This is a genomic window from Pseudomonas sp. Pse35, from assembly GCF_024519715.1.
Lineage (GTDB): Bacteria > Pseudomonadota > Gammaproteobacteria > Pseudomonadales > Pseudomonadaceae > Aquipseudomonas > Aquipseudomonas paracarnis.
Map to the genome: position 1 here is coordinate 1 of NZ_JALJRP010000052.1, position 15,992 is coordinate 15,992.

The window sequence follows — 15,992 nt, forward strand, 5'->3', positions numbered from 1 at the left end:
CTGCGGTAACGGCCACTTAGGGTTCCGCTTTTACAGCGGCTCACTTTTGAAAAGCCGGAATGCCGGCCCAGACAAAAGTAAGCAAAACGCTCTTGCCCCACCACTCGGCACCTCGCCCAGGCTCGGTGTGCCTGTAATCCGCCAGCGTGGTTTAACGGGCGCCTAAGATCAAAAGCAGATCAAGATAAAGAGCGGCTCGCTTCGCATCGTGGTTACCGTTGAGCTAACAGAGTTATGTAGATAACTATGCTGCGATTGCGGTACATCAGTCAACAATGCATTGACTGACACACCGCAATCGCAGGCAAGCCAGCTCCCACTTTTTGCTCTGCGGTGCCCTCAATTTTTTCAATCAGCCAAAAAACTGAAAAATTAACTTGCGCACTAAACATTAGCGCTATACATTCGCCTCACCAACTACTTAGCGTGCAAATGTTTAGCGCTAAACATACAGAGGAACGCCCCATGCAAACGCTCTATACCGCAGTAGCCACCGCCACTGGCGGCCGTGATGGTCGCGCCGTTTCCAGCGACAATATCCTCGACGTCAAACTGTCGACTCCCAAGGAGTTGGGTGGCGCCGGTGGCCAGGCCACTAACCCCGAGCAATTGTTTGCTGCCGGCTACTCCGCCTGCTTTATCGGCGCACTGAAATTCGTTGCCAGCCAGACCAAACGCAAAATCCCGGATGACGCTTCGATCACCGCCCACGTTGGCATCGGCCAGATCCCTGGCGGCTTCGGCCTGGATATCGACCTGCATGTCAGCCTGCCGGGCCTGGCCCAAGATGACGCGCAAAGCCTGGTCGACGCCGCGCACCAGGTCTGCCCGTACTCCAACGCCACCCGTGGCAACGTTGATGTGCGCTTGCATGTAACGGTCTGAAAAACAGACGCCCATGAAAAAGCCCGACTCAAAGTCGGGCTTTTTTCGTATCGCCGGGGCCAGAATTACTTCTTGGCGCGACCTTTGTACGAACCACCTTCACGGGTGTCGATCTCGATCATATCGCCGATTTCGATGAAGTCTGCAACGCTCAGCTCGGTACCGTTCTTCAGTTTGGCAGGCTTCATCACCTTGCCGGAAGTGTCACCGCGAGCGGAACCTTCGGTGTAGTCAACCTGACGCACGATGGTGGTCGGCAGCTCTACGGAAACCAGGCGATCTTCGAAGAAGATAGCTTCGCAGACGTCTTCCATCCCTTCTTCGATGAACGGCAGAACGGCTTCGATATCTTCAGCGTTCAGCTCGTACATGGTGTAGTCGGTAGTGTCCATGAACGTGTAGGTGTCGCCGCTGATGAAGGACAGGGTCGCTTCTTTGCGGTCGAGGATTACGTCGTCCAGTTTGTCATCGGCGCTGTAGACGATCTCGGTCTTGTAACCGGTCAGCAGGTTCTTCAGCTTGGTCTTCATGATTGCGCTGTTACGACCAGACTTGGTGAACTCAGCTTTCTGAACCAGCCAAGGGTCGTTTTCGAGACGGATCACTGTACCGGGTTTCAGTTCTTTACCAGTTTTCATTGCGTATATCCGAAATTTGGATGGGATTGACAAAAATCAAGGTGGCGTATCATATCCAACTTTCATAAAACTGTACCAGCGCCGTCGCAAGATCAGCCTGCAAGCCTTGTTCCAGACACCACTTCTCAGCGTGCTGGGTGACCTCGGGCCAGTGTTCCAGCAGCATTTTCCAGGACTGTGCCATATCGCCATCAGCGTTCCAGGCTTGCCAGAGCGTGACGACGGCAGCCTTGGCGGCCGGTGAAAGTGCGGCAGTGTACAGTTCCAGGAAGGCATCGAGCTTGTCCAGGTGGATGTCTTCGTCCTGGCGGTAGATGTGCCATAGCATTGGCCTCCCCGCCCACTGGGCACGCACGAACGAGTCTTCGCCCCGTACGGCGTTGAATTCGCAGCACCATAGCAATCGGTCATATTGCTCCTGACGCACGAATGCAATGACCTGAACGGTCAGCGCGCCGCGCACCTGAATGTCTCCCGCCGACAAACTGCTCACCCCCAGCCAGCGTTGCACATCCCCCAGAATGCGCCCTTCCGGCACCAGCAAGTGCGTCCCACGCCCATCGGCTGCCAGCACGTCCAGCCAGCCGGCCAACCCGTCATTCTCATAGGCAAACAGCGACATCAAACGCGCGCCGGCCGTCGGAGCAACGCCCAGGCTTTGCAGGAACTGTTGCTGCGCGGCGGCGTCCTGTTGAAACGCCTGGCGTCGCTCCAACAAGCCGGCTTCACGCAACAGGCCGCCGGTGCCAGGGCGAAACCCGGGGAAGAAAAAGTATTTCTGCACGCCTTTGTACTTCACCGAAGGCAAGCGATGACAACCCACCACCCAGTCTTCAGCGCTGAGGTAATCCAGGTTCATCCACAATGGCGCACGTTCACACTCGGCCATGCGGTCCATGTACTGAGGCGGTAGCTGGCAAGCGAACGCAGCAATCACCACATCGGCCGGGTGCGCGCCTGGCCATTCGGCCGGCCAGTGACACACTTCGACGCCCTCTTGCCATTGCTGGCCCACCTGCACATCAATGTCCGGGCACATGCGTTCGAAGGCCCGCAGGTCATCGACCCACAAGCGCACGTCACAGCCATGCTCCACCACCAACTGCCGGGCCAGGCGCCAGGTCACGCCGATGTCGCCGTAGTTGTCGACGACACTGCAAAAAATATCCCAGCGGGCTTTCATTCCGGGCTCCATCGATCAAAGGTTCGATTGTCCGCATAAATGCGTGGATGCAGAAGGCTTGATCGCGATTATTCTGCACGGAGGCTGTGCGACAATCACCGTCATGCCGTCAATGCCTGCCAGGAGGCTCTTATGTCTGACCGTCCGTTATCGCTGCTCAAACTCTGCATCGCGATTGCCGCAGGCGTGTGGCTAGGGTTTATCGCCATTGCGCTGACCACCTGGCTGGCGTCTCGCTACCTGTTCCCCCAGAGCCTGGCGCCGGTGGCACAGGCGGTTCAGCAATTGGGCAAACCGGCGATGGTTGAGCCGCAGCCACCGAACCGTCTGTTCGAACAGTACCAACAGAACCTGCAAAAACAGGCACAACAACAGGCCCTGGACCAGGCCCGAAGCAACGCGCGTAACCTGTCCAACCCCAAATGCCAGTTCTGGCTGCAACAAGACCAGAACGCCCCCAATGAAAAGACGCGGGCCAATGTCCTGCAATTCTGCGATTGATGCCAGATACCGCCATGAATAAACACGCCGTGCTCCAGTTGATCCTGGAAAAGCTCACCGTCGACCTCGACATCGTCCAACGCGCCGCGCAGACCGCCTACGAAACCGCGACCCACGAAGAAAACATTGCCGAGAACAAATACGACACCCTCGGCCTGGAGGCTTCGTACCTGGCCACCGGGCAAGCCCGGCGAGTGGAGGAGATCAAGCAATCGCTGGTGCTGTGCCAGCAACTGCAGCTACGTGCATACGATGATCGACGCGGGATAGAGATAGGCACGCTGGTGGGCCTGGAAGACGAGGACGGTCGCCAGCAATGGCTGTTCCTGGCGCCGGATGCAGCGGGTTTGAAAGTGGATGTGGTCGGGCAACCGGTGACCGTCATCACGCCGCGCTCGCCGTTGGGCAAAGGCCTGTTGGGCAAGCGTATCGATGAAGAGGTGGAGATTCTGGTGGCCGGCGCTCGGCAGTACTTTACGGTTACCGAGGCCAGATAACCTACACCCCTGTAGGAGCGAGCTTGCTCGCGAAGAAACGCAAGGGTGCTGCATGCTACCTGGCGCCCCGCGTTAACGTTGGCGATCTTCGCGAGCAAGCTCGCTCCTACAGGGTCACCGCGGTCAGTGGACGGGCAATTCAACGCCGTCGAACAACTCTTCCAGCTCTTGCTTGTTGTGGCACTGGATCGCCTTGGCCATCACTTCACGGGTCAGGTGCGGTGCGAACTTCTCGATGAAGTCGCACATGAAGCCGCGCAGGAAGGTACCGCGACGGAAACCGATCTTGGTCACGCTGGACTCGAACAATTCGCTGGCATCCAGCACCACCAGGTCTTTGTCCAGGTTGGTGTCGACCGCCATCTTGGCGACGATCCCGACGCCCAGGCCCAGGCGAACATAGGTCTTGATCACGTCGGCATCGGCAGCGGTGAACACCACCTTGGGCGTGAGGCCGCGATGGCTGAACGCTTCGTCGAGCTTGGAACGGCCGGTAAAGCCGAACACGTAGGTCACGATCGGGTATTCAGCCAAGGCTTCCAGGGTCAGCTTCGGCAGCTTGGCCAAAGGGTGCCCCTGGGGCACAACCACGCAGCGGTTCCAACGGTAGCAGGGCATCATTACCAGGTCGCCGAACAATTCCAGGGCCTCGGTGGCGATGGCAAAATCGACGGTGCCGTCAGCGGCCATTTCGGCAATCTGCATCGGCGACCCCTGGTGCATGTGCAGCGCTACGTCCGGGTATTGCTTGATGAAATCACGGATCACCGGCGGCAATGCATAGCGCGCCTGGGTGTGAGTGGTGGCGATCGACAAGGTGCCTTTCTTCTCGTTGGAGAACTCCTGGGCGATCTGCTTGATGCTTTCGACTTTACGCAGGATCTCGCCGGCGGTGGTGATGATGCGCTCGCCAGCTGGAGTGACGCGGGTCAAGTGTTTGCCGCTGCGTGCGAAGACTTCGACGCCCAACTCGTCTTCGAGCAGGCGGATCTGCTTGCTGATACCAGGCTGCGAGGTATAGAGGCTTTGAGCGGTAGCGGAAACGTTGAGGTCGTGGTGCGCCACTTCCCAGATGTAGCGCAGTTGTTGAAGCTTCATATGAATCCCTCAAAGCAGATAGACGCCACGGGTATCAGCGACGGTATATAACTATATTAAAGGTTTAACGGATAAATCTAGAACTTTTTATCGTTTTTACCGATCAACTATCGTCACTGCGCCGACGCTGCAGCGACGGCACCAGGTAAACCGGCACCGGGGACAACTGCAACACCCGTGCGGCGGTACGCCCAAGGGGGACGGCCACGCCGGTTGCCTGGCTATGACTGCCTACGACCAGCAAGTCGACGGACAGTTTTCGCAACTGGTCGAGAATCACCTCGCAAGGGTCCCCCTGGATAACCTTGACCGAGCGAATCCATTGCAGGTCCTGTTCCCCTTCCTCCCACTCCTCGCGAAAGCTGTCCAGCACGCGCTGTTCAATCGTCGCCATCACCGTGCTCAGCCCCTTGCTCTGCCATTCGCTCAAGGCGGTTTCATCAAGGTAGCTCTGCAACACCGATTCGGCGAACAAGCCAATGGGCTCGACCACGTGGATCACATACAGGTCAGCCTTGAACGTTCGCGCCAGCGCCACTGCATGTTGCATCACATAGGGTGCATACAGACCGAGGTCCGTGGCAAACAGCATCGAGCGAATCATAAAACCTCCTGGACTGCCAGGATGGCGGGAATTGAATGAGCTTAGCAGCTAGCTCTCGGTCTGGATTCTCAACTCATTGCTGATGCCATGGGGCACGTGCCCGGTGGCCACTACCTCCCTGGCTTTCTCGCAATGGCCGGCCTGGTCATCGAAAAACACATCGGCGGCAAAGGCTTCCAGAAACGCGGATTTTTCCAGGCCACCGAGGAACAGCGACTCGTCCAGGCGGATATCCCACTCGCGCAACGTGCGGATCACGCGTTCATGGGACGGTGCCGAACGTGCGGTGACCAATGCGGTACGGATCGGGCAGGCCTCATCGGCAAACTCGCGTTGCAACAGGTTCAGTGCCGCCAGGAAGCCCTTGAACGGACCGCCGTGCAAAGGCTGGCGCGCCGACTCTCGCTCGCTGGCCTGGAAGGCTGCCAGCCCGCCGGCCTGGTAGACACGCTCGGACGCATCGGAGAACAGCACGGCATCGCCATCGAATGCGATGCGCAGCTCTTCGCTGGAAGCGCGGCGCGGGCCGCCGGACAAAATCGTCGCGGCCGCAAACCCGGCATCGAGGGCACTGCGCACATCTTCAGCATGGGTGGAGAGAAACAGATGACAACCGAAGGCGGCCAAATAGGGATAGGGACTACGCCCGCCTACAAAAGCGGCGCGGGAAATATCCAGGCCGTAATGCTGGATCGAGTTGAACACCCGCAGCCCGGTATCGGCACTGTTGCGCGACACCAACACCACCTCGACCCGCGCACGCCCCAGGCTGGCATTCAGGCTCAGCAGCTTCTTGACCAGCGGGAAGGCATCGCCAGGCTCGAGGGTTTCTTCCTCGTGCTCGATCTGGTATTTGCGGTAAGCCTCGACCCCTTCAGCCAGATAAACCTTGTGGCTGTCACTCAGGTCGAACAGCGCTCGTGAGGAAATCGCCAGCACCAGTTTGTCAGCCAATCCCTTCACCATGGTAGTTCCCCCCAATCAGCGGTTGTGCCGATCAATAAAACTCAAGGCCTGATAGAGCGCCTGCATGCGTGGCAGTTCGCAACCGGCCGCTTTGGCAGCGGCCAAGGGGCGGGCGTAGATGGCCGCCAGCTCCAGCGGCCGCTTGTGCAGATGGTCGTGGTACATGCTGGGCAGGTAGTCGTCCATGGTTTCTGTCATGGCGAACATCTGCCCAGCGTAACTGGCAGGAATTTCATGCCCGCAGGCATGAGCGCCCTGCACCACCTCGGCCATCAGCGCCTGGATCAACTCGCGGCTGGACTCATCTGCCATCATGGCCGTGGTGCCCGTACCCAGCAACACAGAGAGGCCATTGAACGGCACGTTCCAGACCAGCTTGTGCCAACGCGCCAGATGCACATTGGCCATGGCCTGGGACTCGATGCCAGCTTGATGAAACAGCCCGGCACCGGCTTCGACAATCGCCTGTTGCTGCACCTCGTCGTTGGCCGCCGCGCCACTGTGATAGCCCAGGTTGACCCGGCCCAGCGCCTGATGCTCGACCACACCGGGGGCCGAGCGATGCACACCGATGTAGCACAGGCCGCCCAACAGATGCAGCGACGGCGGCAGGTGTTCACGCAGGCTGTCTTCCACATCGAGGCCGTTTTGCAAGAGCACCACTTTGGCGTCCGGCGCCGCCACCTGGGCGATGGTTGGCGCCAGGTCCACATTGCCGGTGGACTTGGTGCCCACCAGTAGCCAGTCGCACGGCGGCATGTCGGCGGCGCTGGCATAGGCCTGCACCGGATGCAGGTGCAGTTGCCCATGCACCGTACTGTTGACGTGCAGGCCATGCCTGCTCACCGCGGCATATTCGCTGCGCAACAGGAAATGCACATCGAAGCCGGCACGCGCCAGCATCAGTCCGTAGTAACCACCAATGGCACCGGTACCGATAATGCCAATGCGTGGCGACGGGGCTGCAACTGCTGTCATGGCAAATCCTCTGGTATTCGATTGAGCGCCTGGTTTACGCATTCGGCGAGGTCGGATGCTGTAAGACGTGCCTGTAATTGCCCAAGGAATTGACCCTCGCACACCAAGAACAACGCCGGCAAATGAAAGATCTGGTAGCGTTCCACCGCACCGCCGTTGTGCCCGGCATCCACCCAGCACACGCGGTCCACCGGCAAGTGCCAGCCAGGCAACTGCTGGCGTGCCCAGCGGCAACTGGCACAACCGACACTGGTGAACACTACCAGCGAAATACCTGGCAATCCCAGCAATTGCTGGTCAATATCCAGGTCGGTCAATTCCAGTTCCTTCACTATACTGCTGCCATTGCCGTCAACTGGACGGCGCTCGGAGTCCGTGTACATGGGTCGTTTTTTACCTCACCCTGATGATGTCGCTGTCGAGTTGATCCAACGTCCCTCTCCCGCCCTGCCCCGCCAACGCCTGCATACTATCGGCCGCGGCGGCGTCGCCTGCAATTGGCCACGTGCCTGGCGCGCCGGCACGGCGGTTGATCTGCATATCCCTTCCCTGGGGCCCAGCGCCCGTTATCCGGGCTATGTCGCCTGGTGCCGCAAAGTCGAACAGGGCTATCGCATCGGTATTTGCTTTACCGATGAACACGCCTTGTTCGGTGCGCGAATGGGTGAGCAAGTGTGCCAGATCGAGCGTTACTGCCGCCTGCACGAAGATGCCGAGCCAACGCCTGCGCAACTTGAAGCCATGGCCCGTGACTGGGTGTCGCGCCATGCTGGCGAGTTCTCCCATGAGGCGATTGTGTAGCCAGCGCTGGATTAAACCGGGCTTTGCCCATTGTCGCGGGCCCGTGTTACGCGCTAAGGTTCCTCCCCCCTGCATTCAAATCATGCTGTGCCCGCCGCACGGGGATAGCTGGCGGCCGGCACCCGTGACCCTGGCGAGTAACACGATGGCTGATTTACCGATCAATGACCTTAACGTTGAATCCAACGAGACCCTGATCACCCCCGATCAGCTCAAGCGCGAAATCCCCCTGAGCGACGCTGCCCTGCAGACCGTCACCAAGGGCCGCGAAGTCATCCGTGACATTCTCGACGGCACCGACCACCGCCTGTTCGTGGTGATCGGGCCCTGCTCTATCCACGACCTCAAGGCCGCCCACGAATATGCCGAGCGCCTCAAGGTGCTGGCGGCAGAGGTGTCCGACACCTTGTACCTGGTCATGCGCGTGTATTTCGAGAAACCGCGTACCACCGTCGGCTGGAAAGGCTTGATCAACGACCCATACCTGGACGACTCCTTCAAAATCCAGGATGGCTTGCACATCGGTCGCAAGCTGCTGCTGGACCTGGCTGAAATGGGCCTGCCCACCGCAACCGAAGCCCTCGACCCGATCTCCCCGCAATACCTGCAGGACCTGATCAGCTGGTCGGCCATCGGCGCACGTACCACCGAATCCCAGACCCACCGCGAAATGGCGTCCGGCCTGTCCTCGGCCGTAGGCTTCAAGAACGGCACCGACGGCGGCCTGACCGTGGCGATCAATGCGCTGCAATCAGTCTCCAGCCCTCACCGTTTCCTGGGTATCAACCAGGAAGGCGGCGTGTCCATCGTGACGACCAAGGGCAACGCCTACGGTCACGTGGTGCTGCGTGGCGGCAATGGCAAGCCCAACTATGACTCGGTCAGCGTCGCATTGTGCGAACAGGCACTGAACAAGGCCAAGATCAAGCCAAACATCATGGTTGACTGCAGCCACGCCAACTCCAACAAAGACCCGGCGTTGCAGCCGCTGGTGATGGAGAACGTTGCCAACCAGATCCTGGAGGGCAACCAGTCGATCATCGGCTTGATGGTCGAGAGCCATTTGAACTGGGGTTGCCAGGCAATTCCAAAAGACTTGGCCGATTTGCAATACGGCGTGTCGATCACCGATGCCTGCATCGACTGGTCGGCCACTGAGACCACCCTGCGCAGCATGCATGCCAAACTCAAGGACGTGTTGCCCCAGCGCAAACGCACCTGAGCCAATACCTGTTTCGCGCACACAAAAACGCCGGGCCAAGCCCGGCGTTTTTTATTGGCAACTGGTCAGTTACAACTTCGCAGCATGGCGCTGGTGGCGCTCCATATAGCGTTCGACATAGGAGCATGAGGGGATCACCGTGTAGCCAGCCTCTTCGGCAAACTTCAAGGCTTCCTCGGTCAATGCAGCCGCAATGCCTCGCCCCCGCAGTGCGTTGGGCACGAAGGTGCGATAGATATCCAGGGTCTGCTTCCCGAGGTCCATGTAGGTCAGGTAGGCACGATGACCGTCCACATTGGTCTCGAACTGATGACCAGCCTGGTCATGGTGGATGGACAACGCCTCGCTCATCACTACTCCTCGCGGGTCTGAATTAACGACCCTACCTTACCGATGTTTTTCCGGCGAAGGAACATCTACGCCACCCCGTGCCGGTTTCGACAGCGAGAAAACCGTGAGCGCTCACAACCAGCACATAGGGAATAGTAGGCACCAATCCTGAAATTGCTCAAGGCGCACTCGTCATCCCCTGCCGCTGGTGGATATAGAAAGGGCCTCGATCAACCGGTGACCGATAGCCTGAACATTGCCGGCAGTTGAACCTTGAGACGAACTGGCGCACTTAAAGTCACCTCTAGATGCGCGAAAGATGCCTTGCGCAGTAAAGCCAAGCGCAACCAAAGTGCCCCGCTTCGTTATATAAAATTTCATCTGTTTACAAGGCTTAACACATGCGGGCCGGCCCTTTCAGCCTGGATCCAATGTTCGTCGAGGTGCAAAAATCTGGACAGTTTTCATACAGACCGCCAAAAGATTAGCCAAAATAGATTCAGCACAAGAATTTTTTTTGCTTCTTGCGCAACGTCAGTTTACTTACTACAAGTAATGGGTAGTATGTACGCCGGCTATTAGCTCACTCTGAGAAAGTAGCCATTAAATTGAAAGTCCTTGAAGGGGAACACGATGAACAACGTTCTGAAATTCTCTGCTCTGGCTCTGGCCGCAGTTCTGGCTACCGGTTGCAGCAGCGTCTCCAAAGAAACCGAAGCTCGTCTGACTGCAACTGAAGACGCAGCAGCTCGCTCCCAGGCCCGTGCAGACGAAGCCTACCGTAAAGCTGATGAAGCTCTGGCTGCTGCTCAAAAAGCACAACAGACTGCTGACGAAGCTAACGAGCGCGCTCTGCGCATGCTTGAAAAAGCAAGCCGCAAGTAATAATCCTTCGGGGTTGTTATCAAGCCGATCCATTTATGGGTCGGCTTTTTTTTGCCTTTGATTTGGCATGTGGGAGCGGGCTTGCTCGCGAAAGCGGTGGATCAGTCAACATCAATGTTTGCTGGGCCGACGTCTTCGCGAGCAAGCCCGCTCCCACAGGGATATTCGCTCAGGCTTATTATTGAAGATCGAGCGGGGTGCTGGACGCCACAGGTGCGCCGCCTGGCACTCCAATTTCAGTCGGCAAGCCATCCTCGGCGGCGACCACATCACGCACCTGGTCCCAGTTGACGCGCAGGTTATTGGACAGGTCTTCACGCTTGAGCAACGCATTGATGACAGCGGTGTGCTTGTCGACCACCGATGGCGTACCGTCATCGTTCAACGGCGTGTGAGCCTCAAGGTAAACCTTGCCACCACTGCTGCCGAACTTGTACGCGTCATTGATGATGCGCACTGACGTGCCTACCGGCACCATGCCCGCCATTTCCAACACGTTGTTATTGAACATGCGGAAGCAGCCGTGGCTGGTGCGCGTGCCGATACCAAACTTCATGTTGGAGCCGTGAATCAGGTAACCCGGCGTGCCCAGGGTGAACTTGAAGGGCCCCAGCGGGTTGTCCGGGCCGGCAGGCACCACGTTGGGCAGCGGGTCACCGTTGGCGGCGTGTTCGGCCTTGATCGAGGCCGGTGGCGTCCAGGTCGGGTTCGGCGTCTTGGCGATGATACTGGTATGGGCGATCGGCGAACCCCAGCCTTCCCGGCCAATGCCCAGGGGGAAGGTATAGACGACGTTTTGGCCTTTTGGATAGTAGTAGAGCCGGTATTCCGCCAGGTTGATCACAATGCCTTCCCGCGGCCCGGGCGGCAGGATAAAGCGTGTCGGCAGCACAATCTCGGTGCCCGCCCCCGGCAACCAGGCATCGACACCCGGGTTGGCCGCAACCATTTCCGAATAGCCCAGGTCGTAGGTGGTGCCAAGGTCGGCAAAGGTGTCTTCGTACTTGGCCTTGATCACTTGGACCTGGCCAACAATGTCCTCACCGGGCGGCGGCAAGGGCAACTGCAAGGCCGCCGCCGAACCCGCCGCACAAAGCGCAGCAAGAGACAGGCAGCAGGTGACGACGGAAAGGCGCGACAACATCCGGAAAATCCTTCGCAAGACGACGGGTGGGGAAAAATTGATTGTATACGGCTTCGCAGTGCCAAGCTTCAAGCTGTTTTACAGCTCGAAGCGCAGCTCCGGCCAGATCGGCGGAGTGCCGCGCTTTTGCGATTCGAGAATTGCCCGGCATAACGGGCAGAGTCGCTGGTCTTGGAAAATCGAGCGGTTGACCGATGACCAGCGTGGCTGTGCCGGCAATAGAGTGCCGCAGAGCGTGCGATCGATCGAGCCGCCCAGTTCCAATTGACGCGCCACCAAATGCACCCGCACTTCCTGGCAGGCGAACAGGTCCAGCTGCTCGTCCGGCTCGATCAGTTGGTAGTTAAACAGGGACCAGGCAGGGCGCGACATCGAGGGCTCCAAATCGGGGGGGCGCCACCTTAGCCGAAAGCCTGCCGGTAGAAAAGCGTCATAACAGCGGTTTTAGCGTTGGCCAGACATTTTCCAGCAACTTGTCTTGCGCCGCGACTGCCGGGTGTAGCCCGTCAGCCTGCATCAACTCCGGATGGCCACCCACGCCCTCGAGGAAAAACGGCACAAACGGCACCTTTTCTTTCTGTGCCACATCACCGAATACCTTGGCAAAGGCTTCGACATAGCGCTTGCCGTAATTGGGCGGAATCTGCATGCCCAACAGCAGCACCTTGGCGCCGCTGTCCCGGGACTGCTGGATCATCGAAGCAAGATTTTGTTGCAATTGCGCAGGCGGCTGGCCGCGCAACCCATCGTTGCCACCCAACTCGATCACCACAACGTCGGGTTTGTGCGTTGCAAGCGCCGCGGGCAGCCGCGCGAGGCCTCCCGCGCTGGTGTCGCCACTGATGGAAGCATTGACCACTTTATCGTCAAAACCCTCCTGCTTGAGCCGTTGCTCCAGCAACGCAACCCACCCTTTGCGGGTATCCAGGCCGAAACCGGCACTGATACTATCGCCAACGATCAGGACTGTACCCGCCGCTGCGTTCTGGGCCATGCACATCAAGGCCAGGCCAGCACTCAAAAACCACACTCGCATCGGATTCTCCATGGGCGCAAGCATTCTCACCGCGCGAAACCTTAGCAAAGTGGTTCCCAGCGCGGAAGGTGAACTGACTATCCTGCACGAACTGAGCCTGGAACTGAACAAGGGCGATAGCCTGGCTATCGTCGGTAGCTCCGGTTCCGGCAAATCCACGCTACTGGGCCTGCTGGCCGGCCTCGACTTGCCCAGCAGCGGCGAAGTCACCCTGGCCGGGCAAGCCCTGAGCACCCTCGACGAAGACCAGCGCGCACGCATCCGTGCCGAACATGTGGGCTTCGTATTCCAATCCTTCCAATTGCTCGACAGCTTGAATGCACTGGAAAACGTGATGCTGCCGCTGGAGCTGGACGGTCGCCAGGACGCCCGCGAGCGAGCCAAACACCTGCTGGAGCGCGTAGGCCTGGGCCAGCGCCTGACCCACTCGCCCCGTCAGCTGTCCGGTGGCGAACAACAACGCGTGGCGATAGCCCGCGCGTTTGCCGCCGAACCGGACGTGCTGTTTGCCGACGAGCCCACCGGCAACCTCGACAGCCACACTGGCGAGCGCATCAGCGATCTGCTGTTCGAGTTGAATAAAGAGAGCGGTACGACCCTGGTACTGGTCACCCACGACGAGCGCCTGGCCCACCGTTGCCGACGCCTGATCCGCCTTGAAGCCGGCCTGATGGTCGCGCCCCTGGAGCCTTGATGGCACGTTTGCCGCTATTGCGTCTGTTCAGCCTTGCCATGCGTCAGTTACTGCGCGATGCCCGCGCCGGCGAATTGCGCGTGCTGTTCTTTGCCCTGCTGGTGGCCGTGGCTGCCAGCACCGCCATCGGCTACTTTGGTGCACGCCTCAACGGCGCCATGCTGCTGCGCGCCACCGAATTCCTCGGCGCCGACCTGGTGCTCGAAGGCAGCTCGCCGGCCCGGCCCGAGCAAATCAAATCCGGGACCGAACTGGGCCTGGATCACGCTCGTATCGTGGAGTTCTCCAGCGTTATCGCCACCGATAATGGCATCCAGCTCTCCAGCATCAAGGCGGTCAACGAGCAGTACCCCTTGCGCGGCGAGCTTAAAAGCAGCACCGAGCCATTCGGTACGCAAACCCCTGGCGGTGGTCCCAAACCCGGTGACGCCTGGGTGGAAGCACGATTGCTGACGGCGCTGGGCCTGAAAATCGGCGACAGCATCGATGTCGGCATGAAGACCCTGCGCCTGGCGCGCATCCTGACCTACGAGCCCGACCGGGCCGGGAACTTCTACAGCCTCACGCCCAGGGTCATGATCAACCTGGCGGACCTGGACGCCACCGGTGTCGTCCAGCCAGGCAGCCGTGTGAGCTACCGCGAACTATGGCGTGCGCCACAAGGCAGCACTGCGCTGCAAACCTATCGCGACCTGGTCAAACCGGGCCTGGCTGCCAACCAGCGGCTGCAGGACTCCCGCGATGGCAACCAGCAAATCGGCGGCGCGCTGGGCAAGGCCGAACGTTACCTGAACATGGCCAGCCTGGTGGCCGTGCTGCTGGCTGGCGTGGCCGTGGCGCTGTCGGCCAACCGCTTCGCCAGTCGACGTTTCGATGCCAGCGCGTTGTTGCGCTGCCTGGGCCTGTCGCGCCGTGAAGCCATGCTGCTGTTCAGCCTGCAACTGAGCGTGCTGGGCTTGCTGGCGAGCCTGGCCGGCGCCCTGCTCGGCTGGCTGGCGCAATTTGGCCTGTTCTACTTCCTGCACGACCTGTTGCCCGCCGACGTACCGCCAGGCGGGTTGCTGCCGGCTGTTGCCGGGATCGGCACCGGGCTGGTCGCCCTCGCCGGCTTCGCCCTCCCACCGCTGGCCGCACTGGGCCGGGTACCGCCGCTGCGGGTATTGCGCCGCGACTTGCTGCCTATTCCTTCAAGTACTTGGATGGTCTACGGCGCGGCACTGTTTGCCTTGGGCCTGATCATGTGGCGCCTGAGCCTGGACCTGGTATTGACCTTCGCATTACTCGGTGGCGGTGTAGTCGCTGCGCTGCTCCTGGGTGGCTTGCTGCTGTTGTTGCTACAGAGCCTGCGGCGGTTACTGGCTCGCGCCTCCCTGCCATGGCGCCTGGGCCTGGGCCAATTGTTGCGTCACCCGTTGGCGGCAGCGGGCCAATCCCTGGCCTTTGGCTTGATCCTGTTGTCCATGGGGTTGATCGCGCTGTTGCGGGGCGAATTGCTCGACACCTGGCAAAACCAGTTGCCCAAGGATGCGCCCAACTACTTCGCGCTGAATATCCTGCCAGCCGACAAGGACGCCTTTGGCGCCCGGCTGCTGGACGTCCAGGCACAAGCAGCGCCGCTCTACCCGGTGGTGCCAGGGCGCTTGATCAGCATCAATGGCGAAGCCGTGCAGGAGATTGTCAGCAAGGACTCCAGTGGCGACCGTGCCACTCAACGTGACCTGAGCCTGACTTGGGCAGCCGACCTGCCAGCGGGTAACGTCCTGACGGCAGGTACCTGGTGGTCGGCGCAACCCACTGACGGGGTTCCTGGCGTGTCGGTGGAAGCCAAAGTGGCCGAGAGCTTGAAGCTCAAGCTCAACGACCATCTGTTGTTCACCATCGGCGGGGAAAACCGTGAAGCGCGGGTCACCAGCCTGCGCACCATCAACTGGGATAACTTCCAGCCCAACTTCTTCATGATTTTCCAACCGGGCACCTTGAAGGATCTGCCGGCGACCTACCTGACAAGCTTCTATCTGGCTCCCGGCCATGACCAACAGATCGTCGACCTCTCACGGGCCTTCCCGGCGGTGACTATCCTGCAGGTCGAGGCCCTGCTGGAGCAGTTGCGCAGCATCCTTGCCCAAGTAACGCTGGCAGTCGAATACGTGCTGTTGTTTGTCCTCGCGGCGGGCATGGCGGTGTTGTTCTCTGGCCTGCAGGCCACCCTGGATGAACGAATCCGCCAAGGTGCATTGCTACGCGCCTTAGGTGCCGAGCGTAAGTTGCTGGTCAAGGCCCGACGCATTGAGTTCGGCCTGCTGGGCGCCGTCAGCGGCTTGTTGGCGGCACTGGGCACCGAACTGGTGACCTGGGTGCTGTACCGCTATGCATTTGACCTGGCGTGGCATCCCCACCCGTGGTTGTTACTGCTGCCCATAATCGGTGCCTTGCTGATTGGCGCTGCCGGGGTATTTGGCACGCGCCGCGCACTGAATGCCAGCCCGCTGACCGTTCTGCGCGAAAGCTGACCCCCGATGGCGCGTACTCT

19 protein-coding genes are annotated in these 15,992 nt (G+C 59.7%); 8 read left to right on the plus strand and 11 right to left on the minus strand.

What is annotated here, in order from left to right; genetic code table 11:
• Positions 1-465: 465 nt before the first annotated feature.
• On the plus strand, positions 466-885 hold the full coding sequence (locus OC445_RS25910; protein ID WP_034126737.1) for an organic hydroperoxide resistance protein: 420 nt from the start codon (positions 466-468) through the stop codon (positions 883-885).
• A gap of 65 nt (positions 886-950) precedes the next feature.
• Here OC445_RS25910 and OC445_RS25915 read toward each other — a convergent pair whose 3' ends face one another.
• The gene (locus OC445_RS25915; protein WP_032892737.1) at positions 951-1,523 is read right to left on the minus strand and encodes an elongation factor P; all 573 of its coding nucleotides are present in this window, start codon (positions 1,521-1,523) and stop codon (positions 951-953) included.
• 49 nt (positions 1,524-1,572) lie between these two features.
• Positions 1,573-2,706, minus strand: coding sequence for an elongation factor P maturation arginine rhamnosyltransferase EarP (gene earP / locus OC445_RS25920; protein WP_198790751.1), 1,134 nt, complete (start codon positions 2,704-2,706; stop codon positions 1,573-1,575).
• Positions 2,707-2,838: 132 nt separating this feature from the next.
• Between earP and OC445_RS25925 the strand changes: the two genes are divergently transcribed.
• Together OC445_RS25925 and OC445_RS25930 are read left to right on the plus strand one after the other, a co-directional pair.
• Positions 2,839-3,207, plus strand: coding sequence for a hypothetical protein (locus tag OC445_RS25925; protein WP_054920156.1), 369 nt, complete (start codon positions 2,839-2,841; stop codon positions 3,205-3,207).
• A 14-nt stretch (positions 3,208-3,221) separates the two neighbouring features.
• Positions 3,222-3,704, plus strand: coding sequence for a GreA/GreB family elongation factor (locus tag OC445_RS25930; protein WP_057976734.1), 483 nt, complete (start codon positions 3,222-3,224; stop codon positions 3,702-3,704).
• 123 nt (positions 3,705-3,827) lie between these two features.
• Here OC445_RS25930 and cysB read toward each other — a convergent pair whose 3' ends face one another.
• From cysB to OC445_RS25955, 5 genes are all read right to left on the minus strand, one after another.
• Complete coding sequence (gene cysB / locus OC445_RS25935) at positions 3,828-4,802, minus strand: HTH-type transcriptional regulator CysB (RefSeq protein ID WP_003189876.1); 975 nt, start codon at positions 4,800-4,802, stop codon at positions 3,828-3,830.
• Between the two features lie 103 nt (positions 4,803-4,905).
• Entirely contained in the window at positions 4,906-5,406 is a 501-nt protein-coding gene (locus tag OC445_RS25940) for a universal stress protein (RefSeq protein ID WP_034126733.1), read from the minus strand.
• Positions 5,407-5,454: 48 nt separating this feature from the next.
• Complete coding sequence (locus OC445_RS25945; RefSeq protein ID WP_198790752.1) at positions 5,455-6,372, minus strand: 5'-nucleotidase; 918 nt, start codon at positions 6,370-6,372, stop codon at positions 5,455-5,457.
• Between the two features lie 15 nt (positions 6,373-6,387).
• The gene (locus OC445_RS25950; RefSeq protein WP_072448180.1) at positions 6,388-7,350 is read right to left on the minus strand and encodes a putative 2-dehydropantoate 2-reductase; all 963 of its coding nucleotides are present in this window, start codon (positions 7,348-7,350) and stop codon (positions 6,388-6,390) included.
• Positions 7,347-7,733 carry a hypothetical protein gene (locus OC445_RS25955; RefSeq protein WP_034126730.1) on the minus strand — a complete coding sequence of 129 codons (387 nt, stop codon included), beginning with the start codon at positions 7,731-7,733 and terminating at the stop codon, positions 7,347-7,349. Before OC445_RS25955 ends, OC445_RS25950 begins: the two co-directional genes overlap by 4 nt.
• Here OC445_RS25955 and OC445_RS25960 point away from each other — a divergent pair.
• Together OC445_RS25960 and OC445_RS25965 are read left to right on the plus strand one after the other, a co-directional pair.
• On the plus strand, positions 7,732-8,151 hold the full coding sequence (locus OC445_RS25960; protein WP_034126729.1) for a pilus assembly protein PilZ: 420 nt from the start codon (positions 7,732-7,734) through the stop codon (positions 8,149-8,151). The two genes, OC445_RS25955 and OC445_RS25960, sit on opposite strands and share 2 nt — an antisense overlap.
• Before the next feature lie 145 nt (positions 8,152-8,296).
• The gene (locus OC445_RS25965; protein ID WP_003189871.1) at positions 8,297-9,373 is read left to right on the plus strand and encodes a 3-deoxy-7-phosphoheptulonate synthase; all 1,077 of its coding nucleotides are present in this window, start codon (positions 8,297-8,299) and stop codon (positions 9,371-9,373) included.
• A 69-nt stretch (positions 9,374-9,442) separates the two neighbouring features.
• Here the strand turns inward: OC445_RS25965 and OC445_RS25970 are convergent, their stop codons facing one another.
• Positions 9,443-9,724: a GNAT family N-acetyltransferase gene (locus OC445_RS25970; protein ID WP_003189869.1), complete on the minus strand. Its 282-nt coding sequence runs from the start codon at positions 9,722-9,724 to the stop codon at positions 9,443-9,445.
• A gap of 612 nt (positions 9,725-10,336) precedes the next feature.
• Here OC445_RS25970 and oprI point away from each other — a divergent pair.
• Positions 10,337-10,588, plus strand: a complete 252-nt coding sequence (oprI, locus tag OC445_RS25975) for an outer membrane lipoprotei OprI (RefSeq protein ID WP_003172710.1) — start codon at positions 10,337-10,339, stop codon at positions 10,586-10,588.
• A gap of 178 nt (positions 10,589-10,766) precedes the next feature.
• On the opposite strand, the gene OC445_RS25980 is transcribed toward oprI, so the two are convergent.
• The 3 genes from OC445_RS25980 to OC445_RS25990 all read right to left on the minus strand — a co-directional run bounded on the left by OC445_RS25980 (position 10,767) and on the right by OC445_RS25990 (position 12,768).
• Entirely contained in the window at positions 10,767-11,732 is a 966-nt protein-coding gene (locus OC445_RS25980; protein WP_019820319.1) for a L,D-transpeptidase family protein, read from the minus strand.
• A gap of 78 nt (positions 11,733-11,810) precedes the next feature.
• Positions 11,811-12,104, minus strand: coding sequence for a hypothetical protein (locus OC445_RS25985; protein ID WP_003189866.1), 294 nt, complete (start codon positions 12,102-12,104; stop codon positions 11,811-11,813).
• Positions 12,105-12,162: 58 nt separating this feature from the next.
• The gene (locus tag OC445_RS25990; RefSeq protein ID WP_034126728.1) at positions 12,163-12,768 is read right to left on the minus strand and encodes an arylesterase; all 606 of its coding nucleotides are present in this window, start codon (positions 12,766-12,768) and stop codon (positions 12,163-12,165) included.
• A 10-nt stretch (positions 12,769-12,778) separates the two neighbouring features.
• Here OC445_RS25990 and OC445_RS25995 point away from each other — a divergent pair, with 10 nt between their 5' ends.
• The gene (locus OC445_RS25995; protein WP_003189864.1) at positions 12,779-13,462 is read left to right on the plus strand and encodes an ABC transporter ATP-binding protein; all 684 of its coding nucleotides are present in this window, start codon (positions 12,779-12,781) and stop codon (positions 13,460-13,462) included.
• Positions 13,462-15,972 (plus strand): ABC transporter permease, encoded by a 2,511-nt coding sequence (locus tag OC445_RS26000; protein ID WP_198790753.1) that lies wholly within the window; start codon positions 13,462-13,464, stop codon positions 15,970-15,972. Before OC445_RS25995 ends, OC445_RS26000 begins: the two co-directional genes overlap by 1 nt.
• The last annotated feature ends 20 nt before the right edge of the window (positions 15,973-15,992 follow it).